This is a genomic window from Agrobacterium deltaense RV3, assembly GCF_900013505.1.
Classification (GTDB): Bacteria; Pseudomonadota; Alphaproteobacteria; order Rhizobiales; family Rhizobiaceae; genus Agrobacterium; species Agrobacterium leguminum.
The window spans coordinates 1,556,610-1,581,500 of the sequence record NZ_LT009746.1 but is presented as its reverse complement, the minus strand read 5'-3'; the positions used below and the strand labels follow the sequence as shown (position 1 = coordinate 1,581,500).

General features: G+C 61.5%; 28 protein-coding genes and 1 pseudogene. 14 read left to right on the top strand and 15 right to left on the bottom strand.

Features of this window, described 5'->3' with window-relative positions; all coding sequences use genetic code 11:
- Positions 1–5 precede the first annotated feature (5 nt).
- The 9 genes from napE to ubiT all read right to left on the bottom strand — a co-directional run bounded on the left by napE (position 6) and on the right by ubiT (position 7,079).
- Complete coding sequence (napE, locus tag AGR7B_RS21650) at positions 6–191, bottom strand: periplasmic nitrate reductase, NapE protein (RefSeq protein WP_003585411.1); 186 nt, start codon at positions 189–191, stop codon at positions 6–8.
- Positions 192–392: 201 nt separating this feature from the next.
- Positions 393–1,580, bottom strand: a complete 1,188-nt coding sequence (locus AGR7B_RS21645; RefSeq protein ID WP_080857852.1) for an NnrS family protein — start codon at positions 1,578–1,580, stop codon at positions 393–395.
- Positions 1,577–2,329 (bottom strand): ATP-binding cassette domain-containing protein, encoded by a 753-nt coding sequence (locus tag AGR7B_RS21640; RefSeq protein WP_080857851.1) that lies wholly within the window; start codon positions 2,327–2,329, stop codon positions 1,577–1,579. The genes AGR7B_RS21645 and AGR7B_RS21640 overlap by 4 nt, the downstream gene beginning before the upstream one ends.
- Positions 2,326–3,135 carry an ABC transporter permease gene (locus AGR7B_RS21635; protein ID WP_080857850.1) on the bottom strand — a complete coding sequence of 270 codons (810 nt, stop codon included), beginning with the start codon at positions 3,133–3,135 and terminating at the stop codon, positions 2,326–2,328. The genes AGR7B_RS21640 and AGR7B_RS21635 overlap by 4 nt, the downstream gene beginning before the upstream one ends.
- 5 nt (positions 3,136–3,140) lie before the next feature.
- Positions 3,141–4,124, bottom strand: a complete 984-nt coding sequence (locus tag AGR7B_RS21630) for an ABC transporter substrate-binding protein (protein ID WP_080857849.1) — start codon at positions 4,122–4,124, stop codon at positions 3,141–3,143.
- Between the two features lie 147 nt (positions 4,125–4,271).
- Complete coding sequence (locus AGR7B_RS21625) at positions 4,272–4,655, bottom strand: hypothetical protein (protein ID WP_080857848.1); 384 nt, start codon at positions 4,653–4,655, stop codon at positions 4,272–4,274.
- Positions 4,652–5,590, bottom strand: coding sequence for a ubiquinone anaerobic biosynthesis protein UbiV (gene ubiV, locus AGR7B_RS21620; RefSeq protein WP_080858204.1), 939 nt, complete (start codon positions 5,588–5,590; stop codon positions 4,652–4,654). The genes AGR7B_RS21625 and ubiV overlap by 4 nt, the downstream gene beginning before the upstream one ends.
- Positions 5,591–5,595: 5 nt before the next feature.
- Complete coding sequence (gene ubiU, locus AGR7B_RS21615) at positions 5,596–6,573, bottom strand: ubiquinone anaerobic biosynthesis protein UbiU (protein WP_080857847.1); 978 nt, start codon at positions 6,571–6,573, stop codon at positions 5,596–5,598.
- On the bottom strand, positions 6,564–7,079 hold the full coding sequence (gene ubiT, locus AGR7B_RS21610) for a ubiquinone anaerobic biosynthesis accessory factor UbiT (RefSeq protein ID WP_080857846.1): 516 nt from the start codon (positions 7,077–7,079) through the stop codon (positions 6,564–6,566). The genes ubiU and ubiT overlap by 10 nt, the downstream gene beginning before the upstream one ends.
- Before the next feature lie 149 nt (positions 7,080–7,228).
- Here ubiT and AGR7B_RS21605 point away from each other — a divergent pair, with 149 nt between their 5' ends.
- From AGR7B_RS21605 to AGR7B_RS21595, 3 genes are read left to right on the top strand one after another with little or no spacing between them, the layout of a single operon-like run.
- Positions 7,229–7,579, top strand: coding sequence for a DUF488 domain-containing protein (locus AGR7B_RS21605; protein WP_080857845.1), 351 nt, complete (start codon positions 7,229–7,231; stop codon positions 7,577–7,579).
- A 55-nt stretch (positions 7,580–7,634) separates the two neighbouring features.
- A complete protein-coding gene (locus AGR7B_RS21600; RefSeq protein ID WP_162934224.1) occupies positions 7,635–9,149 on the top strand; it encodes a UbiD family decarboxylase in 1,515 nt (504 codons plus the stop codon).
- A complete protein-coding gene (locus AGR7B_RS21595; RefSeq protein ID WP_080857844.1) occupies positions 9,146–9,736 on the top strand; it encodes a UbiX family flavin prenyltransferase in 591 nt (196 codons plus the stop codon). Before AGR7B_RS21600 ends, AGR7B_RS21595 begins: the two co-directional genes overlap by 4 nt.
- A gap of 4 nt (positions 9,737–9,740) precedes the next feature.
- Here AGR7B_RS21595 and AGR7B_RS21590 read toward each other — a convergent pair whose 3' ends face one another.
- Positions 9,741–10,418 (bottom strand): NnrU family protein, encoded by a 678-nt coding sequence (locus AGR7B_RS21590; RefSeq protein ID WP_080857843.1) that lies wholly within the window; start codon positions 10,416–10,418, stop codon positions 9,741–9,743.
- Between the two features lie 12 nt (positions 10,419–10,430).
- Entirely contained in the window at positions 10,431–10,586 is a 156-nt protein-coding gene (locus AGR7B_RS21585) for a hypothetical protein (protein WP_003520964.1), read from the bottom strand.
- Positions 10,587–10,723: 137 nt separating this feature from the next.
- Between AGR7B_RS21585 and AGR7B_RS21580 the strand changes: the two genes are divergently transcribed.
- The 8 genes from AGR7B_RS21580 (at position 10,724) to AGR7B_RS21545 (ending at position 17,452) form a co-directional block, all read left to right on the top strand.
- Positions 10,724–11,257, top strand: a complete 534-nt coding sequence (locus tag AGR7B_RS21580) for a cytochrome c oxidase subunit 3 (RefSeq protein WP_080857842.1) — start codon at positions 10,724–10,726, stop codon at positions 11,255–11,257.
- 4 nt (positions 11,258–11,261) lie between these two features.
- Positions 11,262–11,552, top strand: coding sequence for a hypothetical protein (locus AGR7B_RS21575; protein ID WP_080857841.1), 291 nt, complete (start codon positions 11,262–11,264; stop codon positions 11,550–11,552).
- 167 nt (positions 11,553–11,719) lie between these two features.
- The gene (locus AGR7B_RS21570) at positions 11,720–12,172 is read left to right on the top strand and encodes a c-type cytochrome (protein ID WP_003520968.1); all 453 of its coding nucleotides are present in this window, start codon (positions 11,720–11,722) and stop codon (positions 12,170–12,172) included.
- A gap of 24 nt (positions 12,173–12,196) precedes the next feature.
- A complete protein-coding gene (locus AGR7B_RS21565) occupies positions 12,197–13,543 on the top strand; it encodes a nitric-oxide reductase large subunit (RefSeq protein WP_080857840.1) in 1,347 nt (448 codons plus the stop codon).
- A 64-nt stretch (positions 13,544–13,607) separates the two neighbouring features.
- Positions 13,608–14,420, top strand: a complete 813-nt coding sequence (locus AGR7B_RS21560) for a CbbQ/NirQ/NorQ/GpvN family protein (protein ID WP_080858202.1) — start codon at positions 13,608–13,610, stop codon at positions 14,418–14,420.
- Between the two features lie 72 nt (positions 14,421–14,492).
- Positions 14,493–16,391, top strand: a complete 1,899-nt coding sequence (locus AGR7B_RS21555; protein WP_080857839.1) for a nitric oxide reductase activation protein NorD — start codon at positions 14,493–14,495, stop codon at positions 16,389–16,391.
- A gap of 143 nt (positions 16,392–16,534) precedes the next feature.
- The gene (locus tag AGR7B_RS21550) at positions 16,535–16,840 is read left to right on the top strand and encodes a DUF2249 domain-containing protein (protein WP_162934223.1); all 306 of its coding nucleotides are present in this window, start codon (positions 16,535–16,537) and stop codon (positions 16,838–16,840) included.
- Between the two features lie 78 nt (positions 16,841–16,918).
- Positions 16,919–17,452 (top strand): DUF2249 domain-containing protein, encoded by a 534-nt coding sequence (locus AGR7B_RS21545; RefSeq protein WP_080857837.1) that lies wholly within the window; start codon positions 16,919–16,921, stop codon positions 17,450–17,452.
- Positions 17,453–17,540: 88 nt separating this feature from the next.
- On the opposite strand, the gene AGR7B_RS21540 is transcribed toward AGR7B_RS21545, so the two are convergent.
- The gene (locus AGR7B_RS21540; protein WP_080857836.1) at positions 17,541–18,773 is read right to left on the bottom strand and encodes an NnrS family protein; all 1,233 of its coding nucleotides are present in this window, start codon (positions 18,771–18,773) and stop codon (positions 17,541–17,543) included.
- Between the two features lie 236 nt (positions 18,774–19,009).
- Here AGR7B_RS21540 and nirK point away from each other — a divergent pair.
- From nirK to AGR7B_RS21525, 3 genes and pseudogenes are all read left to right on the top strand, one after another.
- Positions 19,010–20,151, top strand: a pseudogene (nirK, locus tag AGR7B_RS21535) (copper-containing nitrite reductase).
- Positions 20,152–20,257: 106 nt separating this feature from the next.
- The gene (locus AGR7B_RS21530; protein ID WP_080857835.1) at positions 20,258–21,175 is read left to right on the top strand and encodes an SUMF1/EgtB/PvdO family nonheme iron enzyme; all 918 of its coding nucleotides are present in this window, start codon (positions 20,258–20,260) and stop codon (positions 21,173–21,175) included.
- A gap of 150 nt (positions 21,176–21,325) precedes the next feature.
- Entirely contained in the window at positions 21,326–22,027 is a 702-nt protein-coding gene (locus AGR7B_RS21525) for a Crp/Fnr family transcriptional regulator (protein WP_078053290.1), read from the top strand.
- A 58-nt stretch (positions 22,028–22,085) separates the two neighbouring features.
- Here AGR7B_RS21525 and AGR7B_RS21520 read toward each other — a convergent pair whose 3' ends face one another.
- The 3 genes from AGR7B_RS21520 to AGR7B_RS21510 all read right to left on the bottom strand — a co-directional run bounded on the left by AGR7B_RS21520 (position 22,086) and on the right by AGR7B_RS21510 (position 24,796).
- Entirely contained in the window at positions 22,086–22,481 is a 396-nt protein-coding gene (locus tag AGR7B_RS21520; protein WP_080857834.1) for a c-type cytochrome, read from the bottom strand.
- Positions 22,482–22,550: 69 nt separating this feature from the next.
- Positions 22,551–23,111, bottom strand: a complete 561-nt coding sequence (locus tag AGR7B_RS21515; RefSeq protein ID WP_080857833.1) for a gluconate 2-dehydrogenase subunit 3 family protein — start codon at positions 23,109–23,111, stop codon at positions 22,551–22,553.
- Positions 23,111–24,796, bottom strand: a complete 1,686-nt coding sequence (locus tag AGR7B_RS21510) for a GMC oxidoreductase (protein WP_080857832.1) — start codon at positions 24,794–24,796, stop codon at positions 23,111–23,113. The genes AGR7B_RS21515 and AGR7B_RS21510 overlap by 1 nt, the downstream gene beginning before the upstream one ends.
- Positions 24,797–24,891 lie beyond the last annotated feature (95 nt).

Here is a 24,891-nt window from a genome sequence, read left to right as displayed (position 1 = left end):
CGCCCTCAATGTCCGGGCGGCCCCGGTGGGCCGTAAATGATCTGGAACATCCAGACAATAAAACCATAGGCTCCGACAAATCCGACCGCCAGAATGGGCCAGATTCCGAAGGCCAGAACGGCGAAGGTCACAAGTTCCCTCGTCCGGCTTGGCTTTTCATCTGCGTGCTGAGGCGCGACTATTTTAGGCATATTCGCGTTTCCCTATTTGGTTGGAGTTATAATCGACCAAAAAGAAAGTATGTTCAACCACTTGATTTTATTGATTATTTATTAAAACTAACATTCATCAATATCCCTCCTCTAAGCCACTGATTTCACATTGTGCTTTTGCCGAAAAAATAAACAAACTCGTCGGAACAGTGATGTCGACGCAGCGGGGCAAGGTCTGTCTCATCCGCATGCGCCCGCCTCATCGACGCCTGGCGCGCGCATGAAAGGCAGGAAGCCCTGCAACCAGACCCAGAAGCTAGCCGCCCACAAAGCGGCGCTGAGGCCATGGTGATAGGGCGATAATGTTGCGGCAAAATCGAATTCCGGCAGGATGCGCACCAGCCCGGCCGTCGCCATCAGAAGGGCGGCCACATGCGCCTGCCATGGCAGATGCGTCAGATTGCGGCCCGTATGCCGCAGCCCGGCAATGATGAAGACGGCCATGATGGCGCATCCCAGCGCCCCGACCGACAGCAGATGCAGCCCCGCGGCGGGCGTGACGGAAAAACCGAGCCGTGTCGCGCCGAGCGCCAGAAAACCCGCGCCCGCAAAGGCGTTGCCGAGGCCAAGCAACAGCACCTCGGTCTTAAAGACGGCACGCCCGATGAACCATTCGGCCAGCCGGTCGAAAAAGGCGGCGCCGGCCGCAAGCGAAAGCCAGGCGCAGACATCGCTCTGCGGAAAGAAAAGTTTCGCCGCCATGTAAAGCGTCACCATGGCGCCCGCCATATGCTGGCGGCCGGGATGAGGCCGGTAAGGCGTGGTCTCGCCGCTCGGATCGAGCGCCAGATTGATGACAACCACATTGATACGCGCGGCGGAAAGCGAAAACAGCACGGTGAAAATGCACAGCGCCGCCTCCAGCAAGCGGGATGCAAGTTCGAGATCGCCGCTCCACCAGGCATAACGCACACCCGCTTCAGCCGCCGTAAACAGAAGAAGCCAGATAAGGAATGCCAGGTGTTTCATCGTGCGCCGCGCCAGCATCGCCCTGCCGATGAGAACAGAGAGCGCGAGCAGAAAGGCGAGATCGAAAAAACCTGCAAACAGGCTCCATGCCTCCATCCCGAGAAGGCCGATAAGGCGGCCCGGCAGCCAGAGACCGGCGAGATGAAGCAGCGTTCGTCCCTGCGCGGGCTTCGTATCCGTCCATTCCGGCACCGCTGAGCCAAGAAAACCGGCAAGCGCCATGCCATAGGTGCCGAAGATCATTTCATGGGCGTGCCATTGCGATGCAGGCACTGCATCGGCGAAAGGCAGGGCATAACCACCGATGACGACCCACAGGAAGGGCCAGCCCGCGCCGTGCAGGGCGGCCAGAGGGAAAAACAGCCGCAGGGCTTCAGAAAGGATGGGGGGCTGCCTCATCGCACACGCTCCTTTGCTGAAAATAATTCGGCGAAGGCCGGGCTCTCGGACAGGCGCTCCGCTTCGTCGAAAACCGCACGCGCCATGCGCCGGCCCGGCGCACCCGCGGGCTTATGCGCGGCAACGACTCGGCCATCGACGCCGGAGAGCACGATCAGCCTGTCGGCAACAAGCAACGCCTCATGAAGATCATGGGTGACGAGAAGCGTGGAAAAACCGCGCCGACGGGCGGCGCCCACCAGAAGCTCCTGCAAATGACGGCGCAGGCCGACATCGACGGCGCTGAAGGGCTCATCCAGAAACAGCATGTCCGGCTCCACGGCGAGCGCCCGCGCAACGCCCGCGCGCTGGCGCATGCCGCCGGAGAGTTCCACCGGATATTTGCCGAAATCAGCCACCTCCAGACCGACCTCCAGCGCAAAAAGGCCCGCCCTTTCGCGCCGCTCCCGTTTCGGCATGCCGGCCGCCGCAAGGCCGTAGGCGATATTGTCGATCAATGTCATCCACGGCAGCAGCCTCGGCTCCTGAAACACCAGACCCTGCCGGCGATAATGGCGGTGCACGCGGCCGCGAACAGGATCGATGATACCGGCTGCGATCTGTAAAATCGTTGTCTTGCCGCTGCCGGAGGGGCCGAGCAGCGCCACGGTTTCCCCCGGCGCTATGCCGAGATCGAAATTCTCGAACAGGCTGCGGCCGAGAAAGGCGTGGCCGACATGTTCGAAACGCAGGATGGAACGGTCGCTCATCGCTTGACACCCCATGGCAACCCGGCGGCGCGCCAGCGTTCCAGCGCCTCGCGCAGCAGATGCAGCAGGCCGTAATCGGTGAGCAGCGCCAGCGCGACGGTGATGGCGAGCCAGGCGCTGACCTGCGCGATGTCGAACAGCGCACGTGCGGTGGCCAGTTCGCCGCCAATCCCGCCGGAATTCGAAAGGAGCTCGGCCATGACGGTTACTTTCCACGCGCTTCCCGCCGTCGTCGTCCAGGCCGGGAAGAGGTAGGAGAGCACATGCGGCATGGTGACGGTGCGCAGCCGGTAAAACCACGGAGCGCCGAAAGCCTGCGCCATCACCTCCAGCTGACGGTCCCGCTTGGCGACACCTTCCAGCGCACCGGCAAAGGACACGGGGGCCGAGGCGATGATGACGGTCATGACAGCCGTGCCGCCGGACGAGCCGAACCAGATGAGCGCCAGCACGATCCAGCCGATGGGCGGCACGCCGAGCAGAACGGTGACAACAGGCTTCATCAACCGCATGGACGCGAAGGAATAGCCCGCCAGCACGCCCGCCACCGTGCCGATGCCGGCCGCGATGGCAAAGCCGGTCAGGGCCCTGACGGCGCTCTGCGACAGGATGGCGAAGAAATCCGGCCGCGCCGCCAAAAGCCCCATTGCCGCGAAGGTCTCCCCCGGTGAAGGCAGGATGAAGGAGCCATAAATCTCATGCCCGGCCTGCCAGGCGGCGAGAAAACAGAAAATGCCTGAAAGCCCGGCCCAGCCCGCCCACAGATAGCGGCCCATCCAGCCAAGACTTTCGAGAATGCGGTTCATGCCTGCTACACCAGATAAAATCCGTCATCCGGCCGCCGGCCGCCGATGATTGCCGGGTCGGTCCTGGCAAGCTCATCGTAGAACGCCTCGAGATCGGCGCGCGCAGCGCTCGCCTTCAGGGCGCACAGATGACTTGTCGGAAAGGAGGCGGCGATGATTTCCGGCGGGAAACCCAAGACATCGGCGGCCGCATCGGCCGCCGCCTTCGGATCGGCTACGGCGCTGGCGAGCGCCGTCTCCATGGCGTCCTGCAAAGCCTCGATGCCGGCCCTGCCGAGTTTTTGCTGGACCGGCGATGTCAAGGCGAGGCCAGCCTGCGGAATTTCAGCCTTGCCGGCCACCTTCGCCCATTCCCGCTGGATATCGATGGTGCGATGGACGGTCATGAAAAAAGACTTCGCCTTGATGAGCACGGCGGTCGCGGCCGGCTCGCTCAGCAGGGCGGCATCCACCCGTCCCGTCAGCAGCAATTGCACGGCTTCCGGTGGCGAAGCGGCATATTCCAGCTTGATGTCGCCGGGCTTCAGGCCGTTTTCGGCAACAAGGCGGCGTAGCACGAAATCGGGCATGTCGTTCTTGAACGGCAAAGCGAGCGTCTTGCCGGAAAGGCCTTGCAGGGAGTTCAGCGTCCCGTCTTTCGAAACGATATAGAGCAGGCCCGTGGTCAGCACGTTCAACAGCCCGAGGCCGAGACCGCGATTATGGAGATTGGCGACGCCGTAGCTCGGCATCACCACCGCTCCCATGGAGCCGGAGGCGACGGCGGCGCGCATTTCGTCCGGCGTTTTCCAGGCTTTGAAAACCGCTCCGGGTGCGACATCCTTCAGGAACCCGCCCTTTACCGCATGGGCCAGCACGGCCGACGGCGCGGCCGGAGGGCCATAAAAGGTGAGCGGCGCTTCCGCCTTCGCAACATGCGGTGCGGCAAGTGTCGCGACCGCGAGCCCGGAAAAGGCCGAAAGAGCCTGACGACGGGTGAGATGGGCCATGGTCCTGATCCTTTCGCGCCGGAAGCGCCATGATGCGCGTGACGCTCGCTCAGGCCGTTTTCCGGTCCCGGCGCGTCACCACCCCGGAAATGACATTTTGCAAGCGCCCGCTCTTTGCGCAGGATCAAACAGGGCCAAAAACAGGAATTATTCACCCTTCTTGAGTGAGAGCGCGTCCCGCAGGAGCCGCGAGCCCTCCTGAGCGGCGGCAGCGATATCGAGAAACATCAGGCTTGCGGTTTCAACCACGCCTTGATCCAACGTGTCGTCTTCGGCGAAATCGCAGAGCATCTCGGTCAGGAGCGCGATCTTGCGCCGCTCCTCGCGGGCGGCGGCCAGAAGCTTGACGATATTGCGCTGGCGCTCGAAATCCTCGAGTTCGCGCAGCGCCTCGTGCACCCTGTCGCGGCAGGCGCAATCAAGCGCGCTCTGCAAGACAATATCGCGCACCAGATGGATTGCCGCCGCGATATCCGCTCCGCCCGGTGCGGCTGCGGGCAGCTTTTGCTCGCTTTGCCCGTTCGTCGTCATGCATTCACCCCATGCGCCGTGTTGCGGGCACGGGCGATCCAGGCCGCCCCTTCCTGCCCGTGGTGAAAACCATTGGAAAAGGGCACGTCCGGATAGATGTGCCCGAGACGTGCAAGGCCGTCTTCCGCCTCCCGCCTGCCGGCCAGGACATCGTCATGGATTTGCGCCACCGCGACCATGTCGCAGTCCTGCGGCGACAGCCGGAAGCGGGAAATGCCGGCGGCGGCCAGATCCTGCAATTCGCCAAGCAGCGACTGGCAGGTATGCGACACCGTCTGTACGCCGTTCAGCGCCAGAAACGACTGCCGGTCGAGCGTGCGGACCGGCAATCCATCCGGATCGTCGCCGCAGACGAACTGGCAATTATCCTTGATATTGCCCTTGGCGCGGGCATGGGCGCAGCGGGCCGAAATGGCGAGCGGCAGGCGGCCGAAGGCGAAGATTTCGAACTCCACTTCAGGCGTTTCCGCCACGATACGCTCCACCGAACTTGCCGGCAGTTCCGGCGGCAAGCAGATGGCGCTTGCCCCACGCGAGGCGAGCAGCCGCGCAGTGGCCGCATTATAGACATTCACCATCGGCCCAACGACATGCGGCGTACCATGCAACATGCCGAGCGCGGAAAGATCGTTCGCCTCGACGGGATAGGGGCTGTCGGCGATCAGGCCGCGGAGCTGGCGGCTTTCGCGCTCCAGAGTGACCAGGGAAAGCGTCGAGAGGACCACCTGTTTTCCGGCACTCTCCAGCCGCTCGATCACCTCGGCCAGATGCGGCTCGGTAAAATGAAACCGTTTGGAACAGACGGTTTCGCCAAGATAGACATGGCTGACGGGCGCCTCATCGGCGATGCGAAAGTAAAAATCGCGCCATTTCTCGCCCTGCCAGAGATAAAGCACCGGGCCGAGCGCCAATGTGGCCTTTGTTGTGTGTGCCATCGCTGTCATCTCCAGCGTTTCTCATAAGCGCCAACGGTGGTGCGCTGACCTTCGCTTAGGAGTCGCAGGCGTGAAAGCAGCCTTCCCCGCTCTTCAGCGCTGGCGGCCAGCGCCCGGTGCAGGGTGGAAACCACTTCCGCCACATAGGCCTTGCCGCGCTGGCGGCCCTCGATCTTCAGCGCGCTGACCCCCGCTTCGCGCAAGGCATCGATCTGGTCCATCACGTCAAGTGATACCGGATCCTCGAAGGCATAGGATTTGTCGTCGGCGATGTCGAAACGACCCTTGCACAACGTCGGGTAACCCGCCGCCTCTCCGGCCGGAAAGCGGTTGATGGTGTAATCGCCGAGTTCCGATACCAGCGCCTGCCCATCCTGCCGGTAACGCACATGGCTTGCCGGGGAGCAGACGCCGTTCATGTTGGGTGATTTGCCTGTGGCGTAGGAGGACAGCGAGCAGCGCCCCTCCGCCATGACGCAGAGACCACCGAACACGAAGATTTCGATCTCGCAGCGGATTTGCCGCGCCAGCCGGGCTATGTCGGAAATCGTCAGGGTACGCGGCAGCACCACGCGTTTCGCGCCGAAGGCATCGACGAGGAAATTCACCGCGTCGGCATTGGAGGCGGAGGCCTGCACGGAGACGTGGATGCGCTGCTGCGGATGGCGTTCCGCCACATGCGCCATCAGGCCGAAATCGGCGAGGATCAGTGCATCCGCCCCCGCCTTCACGGCATCGGCGGCACCGCGATACCAGATATCCTCACTACCGGCGCGCATGAAGGTGTTGAGTGCCACGAAGGTCTGGACACCGCGCTTTTTCGCGTAAACGATGGCCTCGGCAAGTTCCTCGCGGGAAAAATTAAGGCCGGGGAAATTGCGGGCATTGGTTTCATCGCGAAAGCCGCAATAAACGGCATCCGCCCCGGCATCCACGGCCTCGCGGAAGGCGGCGGGCGTTCCCGCAGGACAGATCAGCTCCATGCCGAACCTCCCCGCGTTTCCGAAATAACATGGCCGCGCAGGCGGTTCGCAAGGCCCGTTACCATTGGCGCGAAAGGCCCGGCAAATGCACCGAGATCGCGCGGCAGATCGATGCCGCTATCGTCAAGCGCATTGCGTAGCGCCAGCATCGCCTCCATGTCGCCGGTCACGCTGAGATCGCGCGAGAAGAACAGCGCATCGGCATCCTGCCGCCCCTCCATCAGCGCAAGCAGCATGAAAAGCGGCCCTTCCACCGCCGCGTCCGTCTTGGGCAGGCGGGCCTTGCGGCTGACGGTGATGGCAGGACCTGCCGGCTCGACCATGAAGGCGAAGGGGAGATCGACGGGCAGAAAGGCGTAGCGCTTGCCACGATGTTCACCGAGCCGGACGAACATATCCGGATGCCGCTTCATGATCTGCGCCAGCATCGCCGCCGTCGCTCGCTGCACCACGGCAATGGGCAGGAAATTCATGGGGCGGGCGATGGCGGCGGGAAAAGGTCTCATGGAAGGTCCTGTCGGCTCAGTTGCGGGCGGCAACCTAACCGCAGCGCGCGGGTGGCGGTTTGAGCGAACGCAAAGACAGGGAAATTTTCGGGTGCGCCTTCACAAAAGCCGCTATAAATCATTCACTTGCCGAGCCAGGGAGGCCACCCGTGTGCGATTTAAGGGTCAAAAGGATTTACGAACCCGCCAGCGACGATGACGGCGCGCGCATTCTGGTGGACCGGCTATGGCCGCGCGGCATGAGCAAGGAAAATGCAAAGCTCTCCCTGTGGATGAAGGAAATCGCGCCCAGCAACGAATTGCGCAAGAACTTCTCCCATATGCCGTCTCGCTTTGAGGAATTCACCCGGCATTATCATGAGGAGCTGGCCGCAAATGCCGATGCCGTGGCGCACATGAAGGAGCTAATGGCGAAGGGCCGGGTCACGCTGCTTTATGCCGCCCACGATACCGTACATAACCACGCCCTGGTTCTTGCCGACTATCTTCGTTCGCACTGAGCCGCATTTGCGGCAGCGCAAGGACATGCCGCATTGCCGCCTGCAAACAGGCGGCATGAGAGACGAAGAAACAGAAACGAGACCCGTCCGCACCGCCGATCTGCACGGTTTCATCCGGTTGCTGGAAGAACGTGGGCAGCTGCGGCGAATCCGCCAGCCGGTATCGCTGGTGCACGAAATCACCGAAATCCACCGCCGCGTGCTTGCCGGTGGCGGGCCGGCGCTGCTGTTCGAGCAACCCGTCGACCATGAGGGCAAGGTGCGGGCGATACCGCTGCTTGCCAATCTGTTTGGCACGCGACGGCGCATCGAGTGGGGGCTCGGGGTGGAGACTGGCGGCCTGCCCGCACTTGGACAAACGCTCGCCGAATTGCGCGAACCACGGCCGCCGAAATCCATGGCCGAAGCGTGGGGTAAGCTACCTCTTCTGAGAGCAGCGCTTTCCATGCGGCCACGAAACGTCTCGCGCGCGCCGGTGCAGGAAAGGGTACTGACGGGTGACTCAATCGACCTTGCCTGCCTGCCGGTGCAATGGTGCTGGCCGGGCGAGCCGGCCCCGCTCATCACCTGGCCGCTGGTCATCACCCGTTCGCCTGACGATCCCGACGATATCAATGTCGGCATCTACCGCATGCAGGTGTTGGGACCGGACAGGGTGATCATGCGCTGGCTGGCGCATCGCGGCGGCGCGCATCACCACCGGCTGTGGCAGGCGCGCGGGCTGGATATGCCCGTTACCGTCGCCATTGGGGCCGACCCTGCCACCATTCTTGCCGCCGTGATGCCGCTTCCCGACCATATCAGCGAGCTTGGCTTCTCCGGCCTGCTGCGCGGCTCGAAAAGCCGCATTGCCAGCGCCTTGACCGTGCCGATGCCGGTGCCGGCCAATGCCGAAATTGTGCTGGAGGGTACCGTTTCGGCAACGGAAACGGCACTCGAAGGGCCCTATGGCGACCATACCGGCTACTATAATTCGGTCGAATCCTTTCCGGTCATGACGCTCTCGGCCATCACCATGCGTCGCGATCCGATCTATCTTTCCACCTATACCGGCCGGCCGCCGGATGAGCCTTCTGTTCTCGGCGAAGCCATGCTCGAGATTTTCCTGCCGCTCGTGAAAAAGCAGTTTACGGAAATCGTCGATCTGTGGATGCCGCCGGAGGCCTGTTCCTACCGCATCATGGTCGCCTCCATCGACAAGCGTTATCCCGGTCAGGCAAAGCGGGTGATGATGGGGCTCTGGTCGATGTTGCCGCAGTTCAGCTATGTGAAGCTCATCATTCTGGTTGATCCCGACATTGATGTGCGCAACTGGGCGGATGTCATCTGGGCGCTCTCCACCCGCTTCGACGCCTCGCGCGATACGATGATCATAAACGATACGCCAATCGATTATCTCGACTTCGCCTCTCCTAAAGCCGGTCTCGGCGGCAAGATGGGGCTGGACGCCACCCGCAAGCTGCCGCCGGAAACGGAGCGCGAATGGGGCCGCGTGCTATCCATGACGCCTGACGTGATCGCAAAGGTGGATCTTATGTGGCGCGATCTCGGCCTTGGAGAACGGCCATGATCCCGTGCCGCGTCGTGGTCGGCGTCACCGGCGCTTCGGGTGCCGGCATTGCGTTGCGCATCGTCGAGCTCCTTGCCGGGATGAAAAGCGTCGAAATCCATCTCGTCCTGTCGCAATCCGCCAGACGCACCGTGTTGCACGAGGAAGGGGCGCAAGCCATGGGGCGGATGTTGTCGCTCGCCGGCTTCAATCACGCCATCGACGATATCGGCGCTGCGATTGCCAGCGGCTCCTTCCCGACGGCCGGCATGATCGTCGCCCCCTGCTCCATGCGCACACTTGCGGCCATTGCAACCGGGCTTTCGGACAATCTCCTTACCCGCGCCGCCGATGTGCATTTGAAAGAACGTCGGAAACTTGTGCTGATGACGCGCGAGACGCCGCTGCATCTCATCCATCTGCGCAACATGTGCACGGTGACGGAGGCAGGTGCGATCGTCATGCCGCCGGTGCCGGCCTTTTATAACAAGCCGCAAAGCGTCGACGATATTGTCGACCAGCTCGCCGCCCGCGCCATCGACCAGCTCGGCATCGCTTCCGCGCCGCAGGCGCCGATATGGCAGCCGCATATGGTGAAGACGTCGTGAGCCATCAAAGATAGGCCATCGGGTCAGCACCAAAGAGCGCGGCATGGCCGCCGGCCAGCAGCCACCACACCGTCAACCCTGTCAGCGCTGCGGCTAACAGCATCGGCCCGTCCACGACGAGACGCGTTTTGCCTGATAGGATTGCTGCGAAAGGGATCGTTGCATTTTTAGCAGCCGCCGCGCTCCATGCATTACCCAGTCTTTTCCGCGCGCGTTTTTCGGTCATGGCCATTCCGCCGAGCGAAAACAGTGCAAAGCCACCGAACAGGATGACGGAGCGCAGATCGCCATTCGGCACGACATGCCCCAACGACCAGCATAGAAAGCCGACGAGTACGGGGTGCCGCGTGATGCGCACGATTGCCCCCGGTCTATCTCCCTGCCGCACGGAAATGGAAAGCGGATTGACGCTGAAAAGGCCAGCCAGCACGAAAAACAGGCCAATTGGTGCAGCGAGAAACGTGACATGCGCCTGCCAGGGCGCGACATCCCAAAGCGGAATATAATCGACCGACAGCGCGGCATAAAATACCCAGCCCAGCGTCAGAAGCGAGACCACGGAATAAGCCCCGAAATAGGCGGGCCTGCCGATGGTCGCAATCAGCCGGCCGCGCACGGCAGGCACGGCGGGAATGGAATGCAGCGCCACGAAAAGCGAAAGAGCGGCGACAAGTTCAAGCATGCGACTGTCTTCTCACTGGTTCAGGAACAGCACAGAAGCAATGGCCACGGAGGCAAGCACGGCGGAGACCGCACCCATGCGCTGCAACACACCCATACGGTACAACAGCACCGCAAAGCCAATGATAATAGGGGTTGCGACAATCAGCCCGACCTGCGCGTCGTTCATGGGAAGCTCCATTTTTGAGAGTTGCGCTTTGTCATGACAATAGGGCTTTGCACGCTCCCTTCTTTGACCGACCGCAAAGAAGCGGGGTTTGAGGACGCCTAAGCGTGGCTTGCTGTTTTACAATTACGGACAAGACCATGGCGATAAATACGGAAGAGGAAAGCGGAAACCTGCTTTTGTGGATTCTGGTCTGGAGCGAACTTGCCGCTTTCGGCGCGCTGACCGGCGCCTTCATTATCGCCTTCGCCCTCAATCCCGAGGCCTTCGCCGCCGCGCGCCAACATCTGCAGCCGCAGCTTGCCGGTCTCAATACGCTGATTTTGCTGGCGAGCGGCTGGCAGGCGGCCGTTGCGGCCAGCCGCTACACCGCGCTGGCGGGCAAAAGACGGGCACTTGTGCTTGCCGGCCTGCTGGGCTTCGCTTTCGTCGGTGTAAAACTCCATGAATATTCCACCGAAATCGCCTTCGCCTCCGATCCCGCCTATGGCGCTTTCTTCGAGCTTTATTTCCTGCTCACCGGCTTCCACCTGCTGCATGTCGTCTTCGTGGCCGTGCTGCTGTTTCTCGTCGCAGTCTTCCCGAAAAACGAGAACGTCACGCTGGTGACGACGCTGTGGCATGTCATCGATCTCGTCTGGATCGTCATTTTTCCCGTTATTTATCTGGTTTGACATCATGATCCACCGCACCTCCCGCCAGCTTGCAAGAAGCTTCGCCATGCTCGCCATTCTCGTTCTTGCCGGTACGGCCGTCGTGACATCGTGGAAGGCAGCGCTTCTGCCGCCGTTCGCCGCCGCCTGCGTGATGCTGCTTTTCGCGCTCCTGAAATCTAGGCGCGTCATCGACGATTTTCTGGGCTTTCGCGAAGAGCGTGGCCTGCTGCGCACAGCACTTCTGGCATGGCCGGCCATCTTTGCCGCCGCCGCGCTTTTGCGGGCGTTCCTGCAGGGCATTTTGTCGCTCTGAAAAGGCGGACCACACCACCTCTCCACTTGTTTGCCAAATGGCAAAGAACGACGGCGGCCAACGACTAGAAGGGGGGTGAGACCCGAAGCCTGCCGGTAAATCCCGGCATGAGGGTTCGATCAAGCCAGTCCGCATAAGCGGTCTTCCGGATGGAAAGGACCATTGGCATGGCAGAACGCCTGACCAAAACAGGAGCGCGAAACGTCTTTTACGGCGGCTCCATCTTCTTCTTCGCCATATTCGTCGGGCTGACGGCCCATAGCCATTATTACATGCGCACCACCTCGACGGATGAAAGCACGCTGACGGAAAGCGTCGCGCGCGGCAAACATGTGTGGGAGAAAAACTCCTGCATCAACTGTCACACGCTGCTCGGCGAAGGCGCCTATTTCGCGCCCGAACTCGGCAATGTCTGGAAGCGCTATGGCGGCGTGGAAGACAAGGAAGCGGCGCGCGATTCCATCAAGGCCTGGATGGCCGCCCAGCCCACCGGCATCGAGGGCCGCCGCCAGATGCCGCAGTTCAATCTCACCGAACAGGAACTCGATGATCTCGTCGACTTCCTCGAATGGACGAGCCGGATCAAGACGCAGAACTGGCCGCCGAACGATGCGGGTTGAGGCTGACGGCAAGGAGATGACGAGATGAAATACCAGACGCAAAAAGTCGCCATGCTGTATTTTTACGGCGCAATCGGGCTGTTCGTGGCGCAGATCCTGTTCGGCGTCGTCGCCGCCACGATCTACGTGCTGCCCAATACGCTTTCCGAGCTTCTGCCCTTCAACATCGTGCGCATGATCCATACCAATGCACTTGTCGTGTGGCTGTTGATGGGTTTCATGGGCTCGACCTTCTATCTTCTGCCGGAAGAAACGGAAACCGAGCTTTACAGCCCCAAACTCGCCATCGCGCAGTTCTGGATCTTCCTGGTGGCCGCCGCGGTTGCCGTGGTCGGATATATGTTCCGCATCCACGAAGGCCGCGAATTCCTCGAACAGCCCTTTGCGATCAAGGTCGGCATCGTGCTTGTCGTACTGATGTTCCTGTTCAACATCACCATGACGGCGCTGAAGGGCCGCAAGACCACCGTTATCAACATCCTGCTCTTCGGCCTCTGGGGTCTGGCGATCTTCTTCCTCTTCGCCTTCTACAACCCCATGAACCTGGCGCTCGACAAGATGTACTGGTGGTACGTCATCCATCTGTGGGTGGAAGGCGTGTGGGAACTGATCATGGCCTCGATCCTCGCCTTCCTGATGATCAAGCTCAACGGCATCGACCGCGAAGTGGTGGAAAAATGGCTCTATGTCATCGTCGGCCTTGCCCTCTTCTCGGGCATTCTCGGCACCGGCCACCACTATTACTGGATCGGCGCACCGGGTTACTGGCAGTGGATCGGTTCGCTGTTCTCGACGCTGGAAGTGGCCCCCTTCTTCACCATGGTCATCTTCACCTTCGTCATGACCTGGAAGGCCGGCCGCAAGCATGAGAACCGCGCAGCGCTTCTGTGGTCGATCGGCTGCTCGGTCATGGCCTTCTTCGGCGCCGGCGTCTGGGGTTTCCTGCACACGCTGTCTTCGGTGAACTATTACAGCCACGGCACGCAGCTCACTGCCGCCCACGGGCACCTCGCCTTCTTCGGCGCTTATGTGATGCTGAACCTTGCCATGATGGCCTATACCATACCGGAAATGAAGAAACGCGCGCCGTATAATCAGTGGCTTTCGATGACGAGCTTCTGGGTCATGTGCACGGCCATGTCGGTCATGACCTTCGCGCTGACCTTTGCCGGCGTGGTGCAGATCCAGCTTCAGCGGGTCATGGGCGAAAGCTTCATGGATGTGCAGGACCAGCTGGCGATCTTCTACTGGATCCGCCTCGGCTCCGGTTTCGCAGTTCTCATTTCGGCAATCATGTTCATCTGGGCAGTTCTGGTGCCGGGCAAGCAGAAACAGGGCGACGTCGCCCGCCTCGTGCAGCCCGCCGAATGAGAAACGGACCGGCTCTCCTTTTCCCCCGGAGAGCCGGTCCTTACCATCAACCATGGAGATGACGATGAATACGATTTTCCGCCCCGCGCCGCACCCTTTGCCGGACGCGCCGTTCTACACCCCGCTTGGCAATGAATGCACACTGTTCGAAAGCGCCTGGGTGCGGCAATTGCCGCTGCTGCTGAAAGGTCCGACAGGTTGCGGCAAGACCCGTTTCGTCAGCCATATGGCAGCGAAACTCGGCCTGCCGCTTTCCACCGTTTCATGCCATGACGATCTTGCCGCCGCTGATCTGACCGGCCGTTACCTGCTGAAAGGCGGCGAAACCGTGTGGATGGACGGCCCGCTGACACGATCCGTGCGCCAGGGCGGCATATGTTACCTCGACGAGATCGTCGAGGCGCGCAAGGATGTGGCTGTCGTGCTGCATCCGCTCACCGACGACCGCCGTATCCTGCCGCTGGAGCGCACCGGCGAGGTTCTGGAAGCGCCCTCCGGCTTCATGCTCGTCGTGTCCTATAATCCCGGCTATCAGAACCTTTTAAAGAGCCTGAAACCCAGCACCCGCCAGCGCTTCGTCGCCATTGAATTCGATTTTCTGCCGAAGGAGCAGGAGATTGCCGTCGTTTCGCATGAAAGCGGGCTGGATGCGCGCGATGTCGAGCCGCTCGTCGATCTCGCCCACCGGCTGCGCGGCCTGAAAGGCCACGATCTGGAAGAAGGCGTCTCCACCCGCCTGCTCGTTTATTGCGCCAGCCTTATCGATACCGGCCTTCCCGCCCGTCAGGCCGTGCGCGCGGCGATGATCGAACCGCTGACCGACGAGCCGGATGTGAAGGCCGCGCTGCACGAAGTCGCGGATGCGGTCATCCGATAAGGCGCATTTATATCCATATCTGAATGCGCGGTATTACCCGCGCATTCCGGCTCGATGCCATGAGGATAAACCATGCTGGATTTTCTGGAACTGGAAGAAACCGTCGGCCGCGCCTGGCACAGGCTGATCGGCGAAACCGGCACATGGCTGCGCTTCCCGGATCATGCCGTGAAGCTGGAAGACATGCAGGCCGTGCTGGCCATATGTTTCCGCGGTTTTGGCGGTGAACACGCGGTGCAGATCGCCCCGGCGCGCGCCCGCACCTCCACACACCGGCTGAGGCTTCGCCAGCGCATGGGTCTCGGCGAAGAAAAGCTTGCCCAGCCCGGCCGCGATCATGCCACGCTGATGCTGCCCCCGGTGCTCGATCTGTTTCCCGACCCGCGCCTCAACCGCGATCTTTATCTCTGGCTCGCTGCCGCCATGGCGATGATGCCACTTGAACCAGTCATGGCCGCCGACCCGTTGCGCAACGATCTTGCCCGGCTCGACCGCGCCACGGAACTGGCAAAAGCCGTCATCCATACCTTCCCCGGAATGAAGACCCGTTATCGCCGGCTTTGCGCCGCCATGCTCGCGGTGCGGCAGAAGCGGCCGCTGCCGCAGGCGGAACAGCAGGTGGAACAGCGGGTGCTTTCCATGCTGGCCGATGCAGCAGGGATCGAAGGCTATCCGCCGCCCGTCGGTCTTCTAGCCAAAGCGCCGCCGCGTTATCTGCCGATGCTGCCGGTGCCGCTATGGCCGGACACGCTGCTGCGCGAAACATCCGAGGCCAGGCAAAGCGAAGACCAGCCGGCGGTGAGCGCAGCACCACAGGGGGCGGAAGCGGCCCGTCATATCGCCGTGCGCGAAAAGACAGAGAACCGCCAGACCGAACGCAGCCCCTTCATCCTCAACCGTTTCGAAAAAATCCTAGCCATGGCGGAGATGGTCAATGTCGACCGTCCCGGGGACGACAGCGACGATGCCGATGGCAGTGCAGCCGACGAGCTGGATGACATGACGCTGGGTGAAAGAAAAGGGCGGCCTTCCGCCCGCTTCCGCTTCGATCTGGACCTGCCGCCCGAAGCACTGAACCATACCGCGCTGACGGCAGAGCTCACCTATCCCGAATGGGATTATCGCAGCAGCAGCTATCTCGCCGATCATTGCCGGGTCATCGCCGGTCCGGCGAAAGACGCGGAGACGGCACCGGAACCCGACCCGCACACCAAAAGCCTCATCCGCCGGGTCAGGCGGCAATTCGAGGTGCTGAGACCGCGCCACGAGATGCTGCGCGCCCAGCTTGACGGCAACGATCTCGATCTTGACGCCGTGGTTCGCGCCAGAAGCGATATCGCCGCCGGCGGACAGGGCAGCGACCGCATTCATATGGCCAGCCGCCCGCAGGCGCATGATCTTGCCGTAACGATCCTCGTTGACGTATCACTGTCGACCGATGCCTGGTTCGACAATCGCCGGGTTCTCGATGTGGAAAAGGAAGCGCTGCTGGTGCTTGCCCACGGGCTTTCCGCCTGCGGTGACAGTCACTCCATCCTGACCTTCACCTCCCGTCGCCGTTCCTGGGTGCGGGTGGAAACGGTGAAGGATTTCGAGGAGCCGATGGGCCGCGCTGTCGAGCGGCGCATCGCGGCGCTGAAACCCGGTTTCTACACCCGCATCGGCCCCGCCATCCGCCATGCCAGCGCCAAACTGCATGAGAGGCCGGAGCGCCGCAAGCTGCTTCTGCTGCTGACGGACGGGAAGCCGAACGATGTCGACCACTATGAGGGCCGCTTCGCCATCGAGGACAGCCGCCGCGCGGTCTCCGAGGCGCGGCGCTCGGGCGTCAGCGTCTTCGGCGTAACGGTCGACAGCAAGGCGCAATCTTATATTCCGGCCATGTTCGGCCAGAACGGTTATGCCATCGTCAACAGGATCGCCAAGTTGCCCTCGGCGCTGCCGGCAATCTATCGCAGCCTTGCCGGCTGATTGTCGCGCAGACGGACCTGACGAATCTCAGGTTTGTTTGCGCGGCGACAATGTCTCCCAACGGCACGGCGGATAGGTTTTTCCAGTCCGTCGGCCGGCCGCACCGCCGGACATCATTCCATCCGTGGCCATGGAGTCAGCCTATGTCCGAAGCCCAAACCGCAACCAATATCGATGTGCGCATCATTCCGCATCGCGAACGTCATCCGCGCATTTTCGGTGCGCTCAGCGCGTTGACCGAGGGTCAATCGCTGCAGATCACCAGCGATCACGATCCCCGTCCGCTGCTTTACCAGCTGGCCACCAATTTTCCCGGTCAGTTCGGCTGGGAATATCTCGAACAGGGCCCGGAAGTCTGGCGCCTCGATATCGGCCGGCTTGAAGAACGGGCCGAAGGTTCCGAGGACGATATGTCCGGCTGCGAATGCTGCTGCGGATCCGAACATTGACCCCTGCCCCGGCCGTGTGGTGAAAAGACCTCTGGCGGCCGGCCCTTGCCGCCGCCAGCCGACAGATGAGGTGATGCAATGACGGAAATGATCAGGGAACTCGATGTCCGGCCGCTTTTGCTGAGCGGCGGCGAGCCCTTTCCGGCCATCATGGAAGCCGTGGCCGGGCTTGCTCCCGGTGAGGCGCTGCGATTATACGCCACCTTCCGGCCCGTTCCGCTGTTCAAGGTGATGGCAGAGCGCGGTTTCGACCATCAGGTGAGGGAAATCGGCGGCGGCGACTGGGAAGTGCTGTTTACGCCGCAATCCACTGAGACCGAACAGATTTCCGTGTCACCGGCGCTTGCGGGCAATGCCGAGGAGCCGCAGATATGGCCCGATCCTGTCATCTATCTCGATCTCAGCGACGAGACGGCCGAAGGCCAGGCGAGCCGCACGCTTACAGCACTCGACCGCCTTCCGCCCGGCGCCGTGATCTTCGTGCTGATGCCGCAGGAGCCGACTTTCCTTTACCCGGACCTTCTGGCACGGGGCCATCAATGGGCCGGCAATTTCGACGAGGCGCGCACGGCTTTTCGCATATTCATCCGCGCCGGTGCCGGCGCGCATTAAGCCGGATACAAATCTCTCGATAACGAAACGCCCCGGAAATTGCTTCCGGGGCGTTTCGTTTTTTTTGGCCTCATCGCAACAAAGCAATCTAGGCTTTCAGCGGTTTGCGCTCACGCGTCAGGATCGGCCCATATTCAACACAGAAGAGACCGAAACCCACGATCCAGAAGAGCGCCGAGCAGGCGTAGAGATGCATCATCGCGCCGGGGAAGAACTCGGCTGCCGGTCTCAGGAGCGCGCAGGCGATCAGCGCCACGTACGCGGCGATGGTGACCCTGCTGGCCGCGAGCTTGCGTCCGGTATGGCCAAGGCTCGCTCTTGTCATCACCGCAAGCATCATGCAGCCGATAACGCCCACGGTGAAGACATGCAGGACGGAACGCGTGTCCATGACGTCAAGAGCTGCCAGCGCCATGGTAATGAAACCGACGGGAATGAAGGCGTAGGCGACATGCAGCACCACCAGCACCTGCTCTGGCCAGGTCGTCCAGCCGCGCCAGCGGATAAGACGCACGGCGTGCATGAAAGCCGCCAGAAGCGCCGTTGGCACTGCCACGATGCTTTCGGGCTCTATTGTCCAGACGGCCAGCGCCGCGATACCGATGAGGATGGCTGCGGTGTCGAAACCGTTATAGGGGACTGGAAAATCCGTGCGGCCAAAACGGTTCAGCCAGTTGCGGGTAAAACTCGGCACAATGCGGCCGCCGACGATGATGACAAGCACGGTGTAGGCCGAGACCGCGAGGCGGGTCGCCATCTGGCTATGATCGCCCCCAATCGCTGCAACGTGGAATACGATGTTGGCGACGGAAAGCGCCAGCAGCCCGCCCAGCACTTTGAGGTCCTTCCATTTGCGCCCGGCAATGACCTCACGCGCGCAGATCGCCAGAAGCGCCGGCAGGAAAAGCCCGTCCACGGCTGCGGCGGTGACCACGCCCACCTGGTCCGGCACAAGCAGGAAAAGCCGGCCGGCGCACCAGAGCGCAAACAGCCACACCAGCGGTTTGCCCGATACCGGCAGCCGCCCCGTCCAGTTCGGCACAGCGGTCAGAAGAAAGCCCGCCAGCACTGCCGAAGCGAAACCGAACAGCATCTCATGGGCATGCCAGTTCGGTGCGCCATAATCCCCGCCGAGGTCGATGAAGCCGGAAAGGGCTGCGATCCACAACACCATCGCCACGATGGCCCAGAGGGCGCCGCCGAGGAAAAACGGCCGGAAGCCGTAAGAAAAGATAACCGGGCCGGTGCGCGCCAGCCCTCTTGGAATGCCGCCCTTTGGCCGGCTGCGCCCTTGGGTGAGAACGGTTTCGCTGCCACTCATTCTAATGCTCCTTGCTTGGTCTTGACATATGTCTAGACCCAAGCCCGTCCGGCTTCTTTGCGAACAGGCAAAGAGGCGGTGCGACGCTTCCTCACCGGCCTTCAGCCGCCTGCCAAAATGTCGCAGGGTGCCGAAAGCGAAGTTTGCTCCATCTCAAATTGTATTTCCGCCCCTCCGCTACAAATGCCGTGACAGAGCGAAACATGCTCTGCCCCAAGAGGGATAGGAGAAGAATGATGACGGAAACCTTCCACATCACACGGCGTAATATTCTCGCAGGCGCAGCATTTGCAGGGGCTATAGCTCCCGTCATCATGCCATCGGCAGCGAGCGCGACAGAGGAAAAGAAGGCCGCAGCCAAGCCATTGACGAGCGCGGAGATTGCAGCGCTACCTCGCGTAAAGGTTGATCTCGTCAAACCGCCCTTCGTGCACGCCCACACGCAGAAAGCAGAAGGTGGACCGAAGATCGTCGAGTTCACGCTCACGATCAAAGAGCGGAAGATGATCCTCGACGACAAGGGCACCGAGGTCCACGCCATGACCTTCAACGGTTCGGTTCCCGGGCCTCTGATGGTGGTGCATCAGGACGACTATGTCGAACTGACCCTCATCAATCCCGATAGCAACGAGCTGCAGCACAATATCGATTTCCACTCGGCCACCGGCGCGCTCGGCGGCGGCGGGCTCACCATCGTCAACCCCGGTGAAAAGCGATCCTGCGCTTCAAGGCCACCAAGGCCGGCGTCTTTGTCTATCACTGCGCACCTCCCGGCATGGTGCCCTGGCACGTCACCTCGGGCATGAATGGCGCGATCATGGTGTTGCCGCGAGAGGGCCTGACGGACGGCCACGGCAAGGAACTTGTTTATGACAAGGTTTATTATGTCGGCGAGCAGGACTTCTACATCCCGCGCGACGAGAACGGCAATTTCAAGAAATATGAAAGCGCCGGCGACGCCATGGCCGACACGCTGGAGGTGATGCGCAAGCTGACGCCGAGCCACATCGTCTTCAACGGCGCAGTCGGCGCCCTGACGGGGGAACATGCTCTTCAGGCCGCCGTTGGCGAGAAGGTGCTGATCGTCCATTCGCAGGCAAACCGTGATACCCGTCCGCACCTCATCGGCGGCCATGGCGATTATGTCTGGGCGACGGGCAAGTTCCGCAACCCGCCGGATCTTGACCAGGAAACCTGGTTCATCCCCGGCGGCACGGCGGGTGCGGCCTTCTATACCTTTGAGCAGCCCGGCATCTACGCCTATGTCAACCACAACCTCATCGAAGCCTTCGAACTGGGCGCGGCCGCCCACTTCAAGGTGACGGGTGAGTGGAACAACAACCTGATGCAGGCGGTGCTTGCCCCATCGAGCATCTGACGCAAACCGGAGCGCGCCGCCAGCAGGTGCGGCGCGCTCCCCCTTCTGCTATGCGGCCTGAAAGCAGGCCCGAACTCTGGCGTCTCCTCGACGCAGGCAGGCTCCCATGGGCATTCCCGGCAACAGCCACTTCCCAAATGTCGTCTCGCTTCTTCTCCCGCTCTCGCTTGCCACGCTGCTGGCAACGGCCATCGGTTTCCAGTCCGGGATCATCCGCAGCGGCGCCGATCCACGCGCCGCCATGATCGCTCCGCAGGTCGTTACAGTGCCCGCCGGACATTTCACCTACCGGGCGGAGGGCGAATATTTCCGCAATGGTTATGCTGTCGATGGGCCGATGGTTGACGTAACGATGCGGCAAAATCTGACGATCATGAAATATCAGGTATCGAGCGCGGATTATGCGCGCTGCGTCGCAGACGGCGGTTGTCAGCAGCCGGAACCCGGCTTTGCCGCTCCGGTCGGTGGCGCGATACCGGCAACCGGCATCAGCCAGGATGACGCCCGCGCCTATGCAAAGTGGCTGAGCGAGCGGACAGGCGAGGTCTGGCGCCTGCCGAGCGACGCTGAACTGGCCTTCGCCGCCGGGTCGCTTTTCCCGGATGAGACGCTCGGTGTGGCTGCGGACACTGAAAACCCCGCTTTGCGCTGGCTGGCGGATTACGAGCGACAGACCAGCCGAAAGGCCTCGGGCAACCCCGTTCCGCAATCCTATGGCAGCTTCGGCGAAAACGAATATGGCCTTGCCGATTTCGGCGGCAATGTCTGGGAATGGACCTCGAGTTGCAGCCACCGCGTGACACTCGGCAAGGATGGCGAGGTAGTCGATACCGTCGCCTCCTGCGGCATTCCCGTCGCCTCGGGAAAACACCGGGCGGCGATGAGCGCCTTCGTCAAGAACCCGAAGAGCGGCGGCTGCGCCGTCGGCGTGCCGCCGGATAATCTAGGTTTCCGCCTGGTGAGGGATACCCGCTGGTATGCGCCGCTTCTCGAAAAGCTTCGCGCAACCGCTCTGTTTTCTTGATAATCGTCAATAAAAACAATCGGTTGATTCATATCATTTGATCTTCTTCAGCCCGTGATAGTGCTGTATTGTGAGGATACAGAAGAGGCCGACACCCGCGACGCCGATTACGGGAACCAGGGCGGCGGCCAATCACCGGAGAGGGTGCAAGTGAAGATTGACCGAAGCGTCATCCGGTCGCTGGCCTTGTTTGCCAAGATGGCCGACGATGAGCTGGACGGGCTGCTGACCCACGCCACATCCCGGCTGGTGCCGCCGGGCGAAGCCATTTTCGAGCAGGGCCAGCCGGCCACGCATTTTTTCCTGCTCATTCACGGCCGCCTGAAGGTGACGCAGGTGACCCATGACGGCCAGCAGATCATCGTGCGCGTGGTGCATCCCGGTGATCTCTTCGGTTTCGCAAGAGCGCTGCAAAGGTCGGATTATCCCGGCACCGCCACGACGGCCGCCGAAAGTGTCATACTCTCCTGGCAAACCGATCTATGGCCGCAATTCGTCGAACAGAACCCGCATCTTGCCGTTTCCGCCATGCAGACCATCGGCCAGCGTCTCGAGGAAGCCCATACACGTATCCGCGAAATGTCGACGCAGGAAGTGGAGCGCCGGGTGGCCCACGCCGTGCTGCGCCTCTCCCAACAGGCGGGGCGCAAGGAGCTGGACGGTATCCGCATCGACTTTCCAATCTCGCGACAGGATATAGCCGAAATGACCGGCACGACACTGCACACCGTTTCCCGCATCCTCAGCAGTTGGGAGAGCAAGGGGCTGGTGCAGGGCGGGCGGCAGAAGCTTCTGGTCTGCAATCTGCCGGGCCTCGCCCAGCTGGCGGAGGGCGAAGTGAGCCAGGTGTAGCGCGCAGGCGCCTGACCTTCGCCAGGAGTTTTACTTCCACCGGGCAGCCGTGCTGCTCTCACTCAGCCGGCTTCGAAGCGGCGCTTTCGATATAGGCGATGAGATTGTCCAGATCTTCCGGCTTGCTGATGCCGGCCAGCGCCATCTTGTTGCCGGGTATTTTCTTTTTCGGCGCGCTCAGGAAATCCCGCAATTCTTCCGGTGTCCAGACAAGGCCGTCCTCGCCCGCTTTTTTCATCGCAGCCGAATAAGTATAGTCAGGCACGCCGCCCGCTGCACGGCCAATGATACCGTTAAGCTGCGGGCCGACCCTGTTTTTCGCGCCCTCGCCGATGGCGTGGCAGGCGGAACAGCGCTTGAACACCGCCTCCCCCTTGGCAACATCGCCCTCAGAAAGAGCGGGAACGGTGCTTGCGGTCAGCATAGCCGCCGCGATGATTACTGTCTTGCGCATCGTGTCATCCTTGTCTTGCCGCTTGAGTGTGGCCCGTCTGCAAATGCGGACGGGCCAACAGTTCTCTCTTCAGGTCGTGCCCCAGGCGGGCGTGCCCTTCTTGTAGGGAACGCGATCTTCGAAACCGCCGGGAATCTCGTCGTAGATGAGAACTTCCGTGGCCCCGATCTTCGAGGTGAAGAAACCAAGCAGCGTCAACTGCTTGACCAGCGTGAAGGCGTGCGGCTTTGCCGGTGTCTGTTCCGCCTTGGCCTGCTTGTCCAGCGCGGCAAGCAGCGCCTGCCGCTGTTCCGGCGTCAACTCCAGAAAGCCCTTCTTGTGTTCGGCCTGACTACGCTTTTCGATGTCGGAAATCGCCGAAAGGAAAAGTGTCCGCTGTTCGTCGGTATAACAATCGGCCGCATAGACGGCCATGAATGCTCCCACTTCAGCATCCTTGGCGCCCGGCGTGGAGGTGCGGGGAATGATGGTTTCCGCCACCTCGTCCAGAAAGCGGATTTCCTCCGGGGTGAAGACGTGGGTAGCGCCGGCGGGCTTGGCGGCGTTTTCGGCAGCCGTGAGGACATCCGCGCCGATCAGCGGAAGGCCGGTGGCAATGGCTATCAGTTTCAGCAGTTCGCGTCTGTTCATCACAGGTTCCCCTTCTTGCGTTCGGAAACGGCAAAATCGGCGGCACGCGCCGTCAGCGCCATATAGGTCAGAGACGGGTTGACGCAGGAGGCCGAGGTCATGCAGGCGCCGTCCGTCACAAAGACATTGGGCGCATCCCAGACCTGGTTGTTGCCGTTGAGGACGGAGGTTTTCGGGTCGCGCCCCATGCGGGCCGTTCCCATTTCGTGAATGCCCATGCCCGGCGCATAGCTGCCCCGCGATGGTTTGACGTTCTTGATGCCGACCGCCTCGAACATTTCGACGGCGTCATTGACCATGTCTTCGCGCATGTCGAGTTCGTTCTGCTTCATCTCGACATTCATGGAGAGGACCGGAAGGCCCCACTTGTCCTTCTTGTCATGATCGAGCTTCACGCGGTTGTCGTGATAGGGAAGCATTTCGCCGAAGGCGGTCATGCCGATGGTCCAGCCGCCCGGATCGGTCAGTGCCTCCTTGTAGTCGGCGCCGATATTGAGTTCGGCGATCTCCCGCTCCCAGCGCGAACGGCTGGCGGAGCCCTGATACCCGAAACCGCGCAGATATTTACGCTTGTCGTCACCGGTATTGCGGAAACGTGGAATGTAGAAGCCCGCCGGACGGCGGCCCTTGAAATAGAAGTCCTCGAAACCTTCCACCTGACCTGTCGCGCCCATGCGGAAATGGTGGTCCATCACGTTATGGCCGAGCTCGCCGGAGCTGCTGCCGAGACCGCCTTCCCAGACATCGGTGGCCGAGTTCATCAGCACCCATGTCGAGTTCAGCGTCGAGGCATTGAGGAAGATGATGTCGGCGGTGTATTCGTAGGTCAGGTTGGTTTCGGCATCGATGATCTCGACGCCGCGCGCCTTTTTCTTGTCCTTGTCGTAGAGGATTTCCTTGACGATGGAGAAAGGCCTGAGCGTCAGATTGCCGGTGGCGACCGCCGCAGGCAGGGTCGAGGCCTGCGTGCTGAAATAGCCGCCGAAGGGACAGCCCAACCGACACTTGTTGCGGAACTGACAGCGCGTGCGCTCCTGATCGGGAAGTTCCTGGGTGATGTTGGCGCAGCGCGAATTGATGAGGTGGCGCGTGCCCTTGAACGCCTTCTTCAGCCGGCTGGCCACATCCTGCTCGACGAAATTGAGCGGAATGGGCGGCAGGAATTCGCCATCAGGGAGAATTTCCAGCCCCTCGCGGCTGCCGGAAATGCCTGCGAAGCGCTCGACATAGTCATACCAGGGAGAAACGTCTTCATAGCGGATTGGCCAATCAACGGCGATGCCTTCTTTCGCATTGGCCTCGAAATCGGTCTGCGACCAGCGATAGGTCTGGCGGCCCCAGAGCAACGAGCGACCGCCGACATGATAACCGCGGAACCAGTCGAAGCGCTTTTCTTCGACATAAGGCGTTTCCTGCTCATCGGCCCACATGCCGAGCGTTGCTTCTTCCAGCAGGTAATCGCGGCTGAGAACGGGGTATTTCGCCTTCATCTCCTGCGTGGCGCGGTTGCGATGGGGGTAATCCCAGGCTTCCTTGTCGGCATTCTGATAGTCGGTGATGTGCTCGATATTCCGGCCGCGCTCCAGCATCAGGACCTTCAGGCCCTTTTGCGTAAGTTCCTTTGCGGCCCAGCCTCCACTGATGCCCGAGCCGACAACAATCGCATCATAATGATTGTTTGCCATGATAACTCCTCCGATGTGAGCTTGGAAAAAACGATAGGACAAAGCGCTTCCCGTCGCGGCGCGGCGGAAAATGGTCATGCGTCTGTCGAACCTCA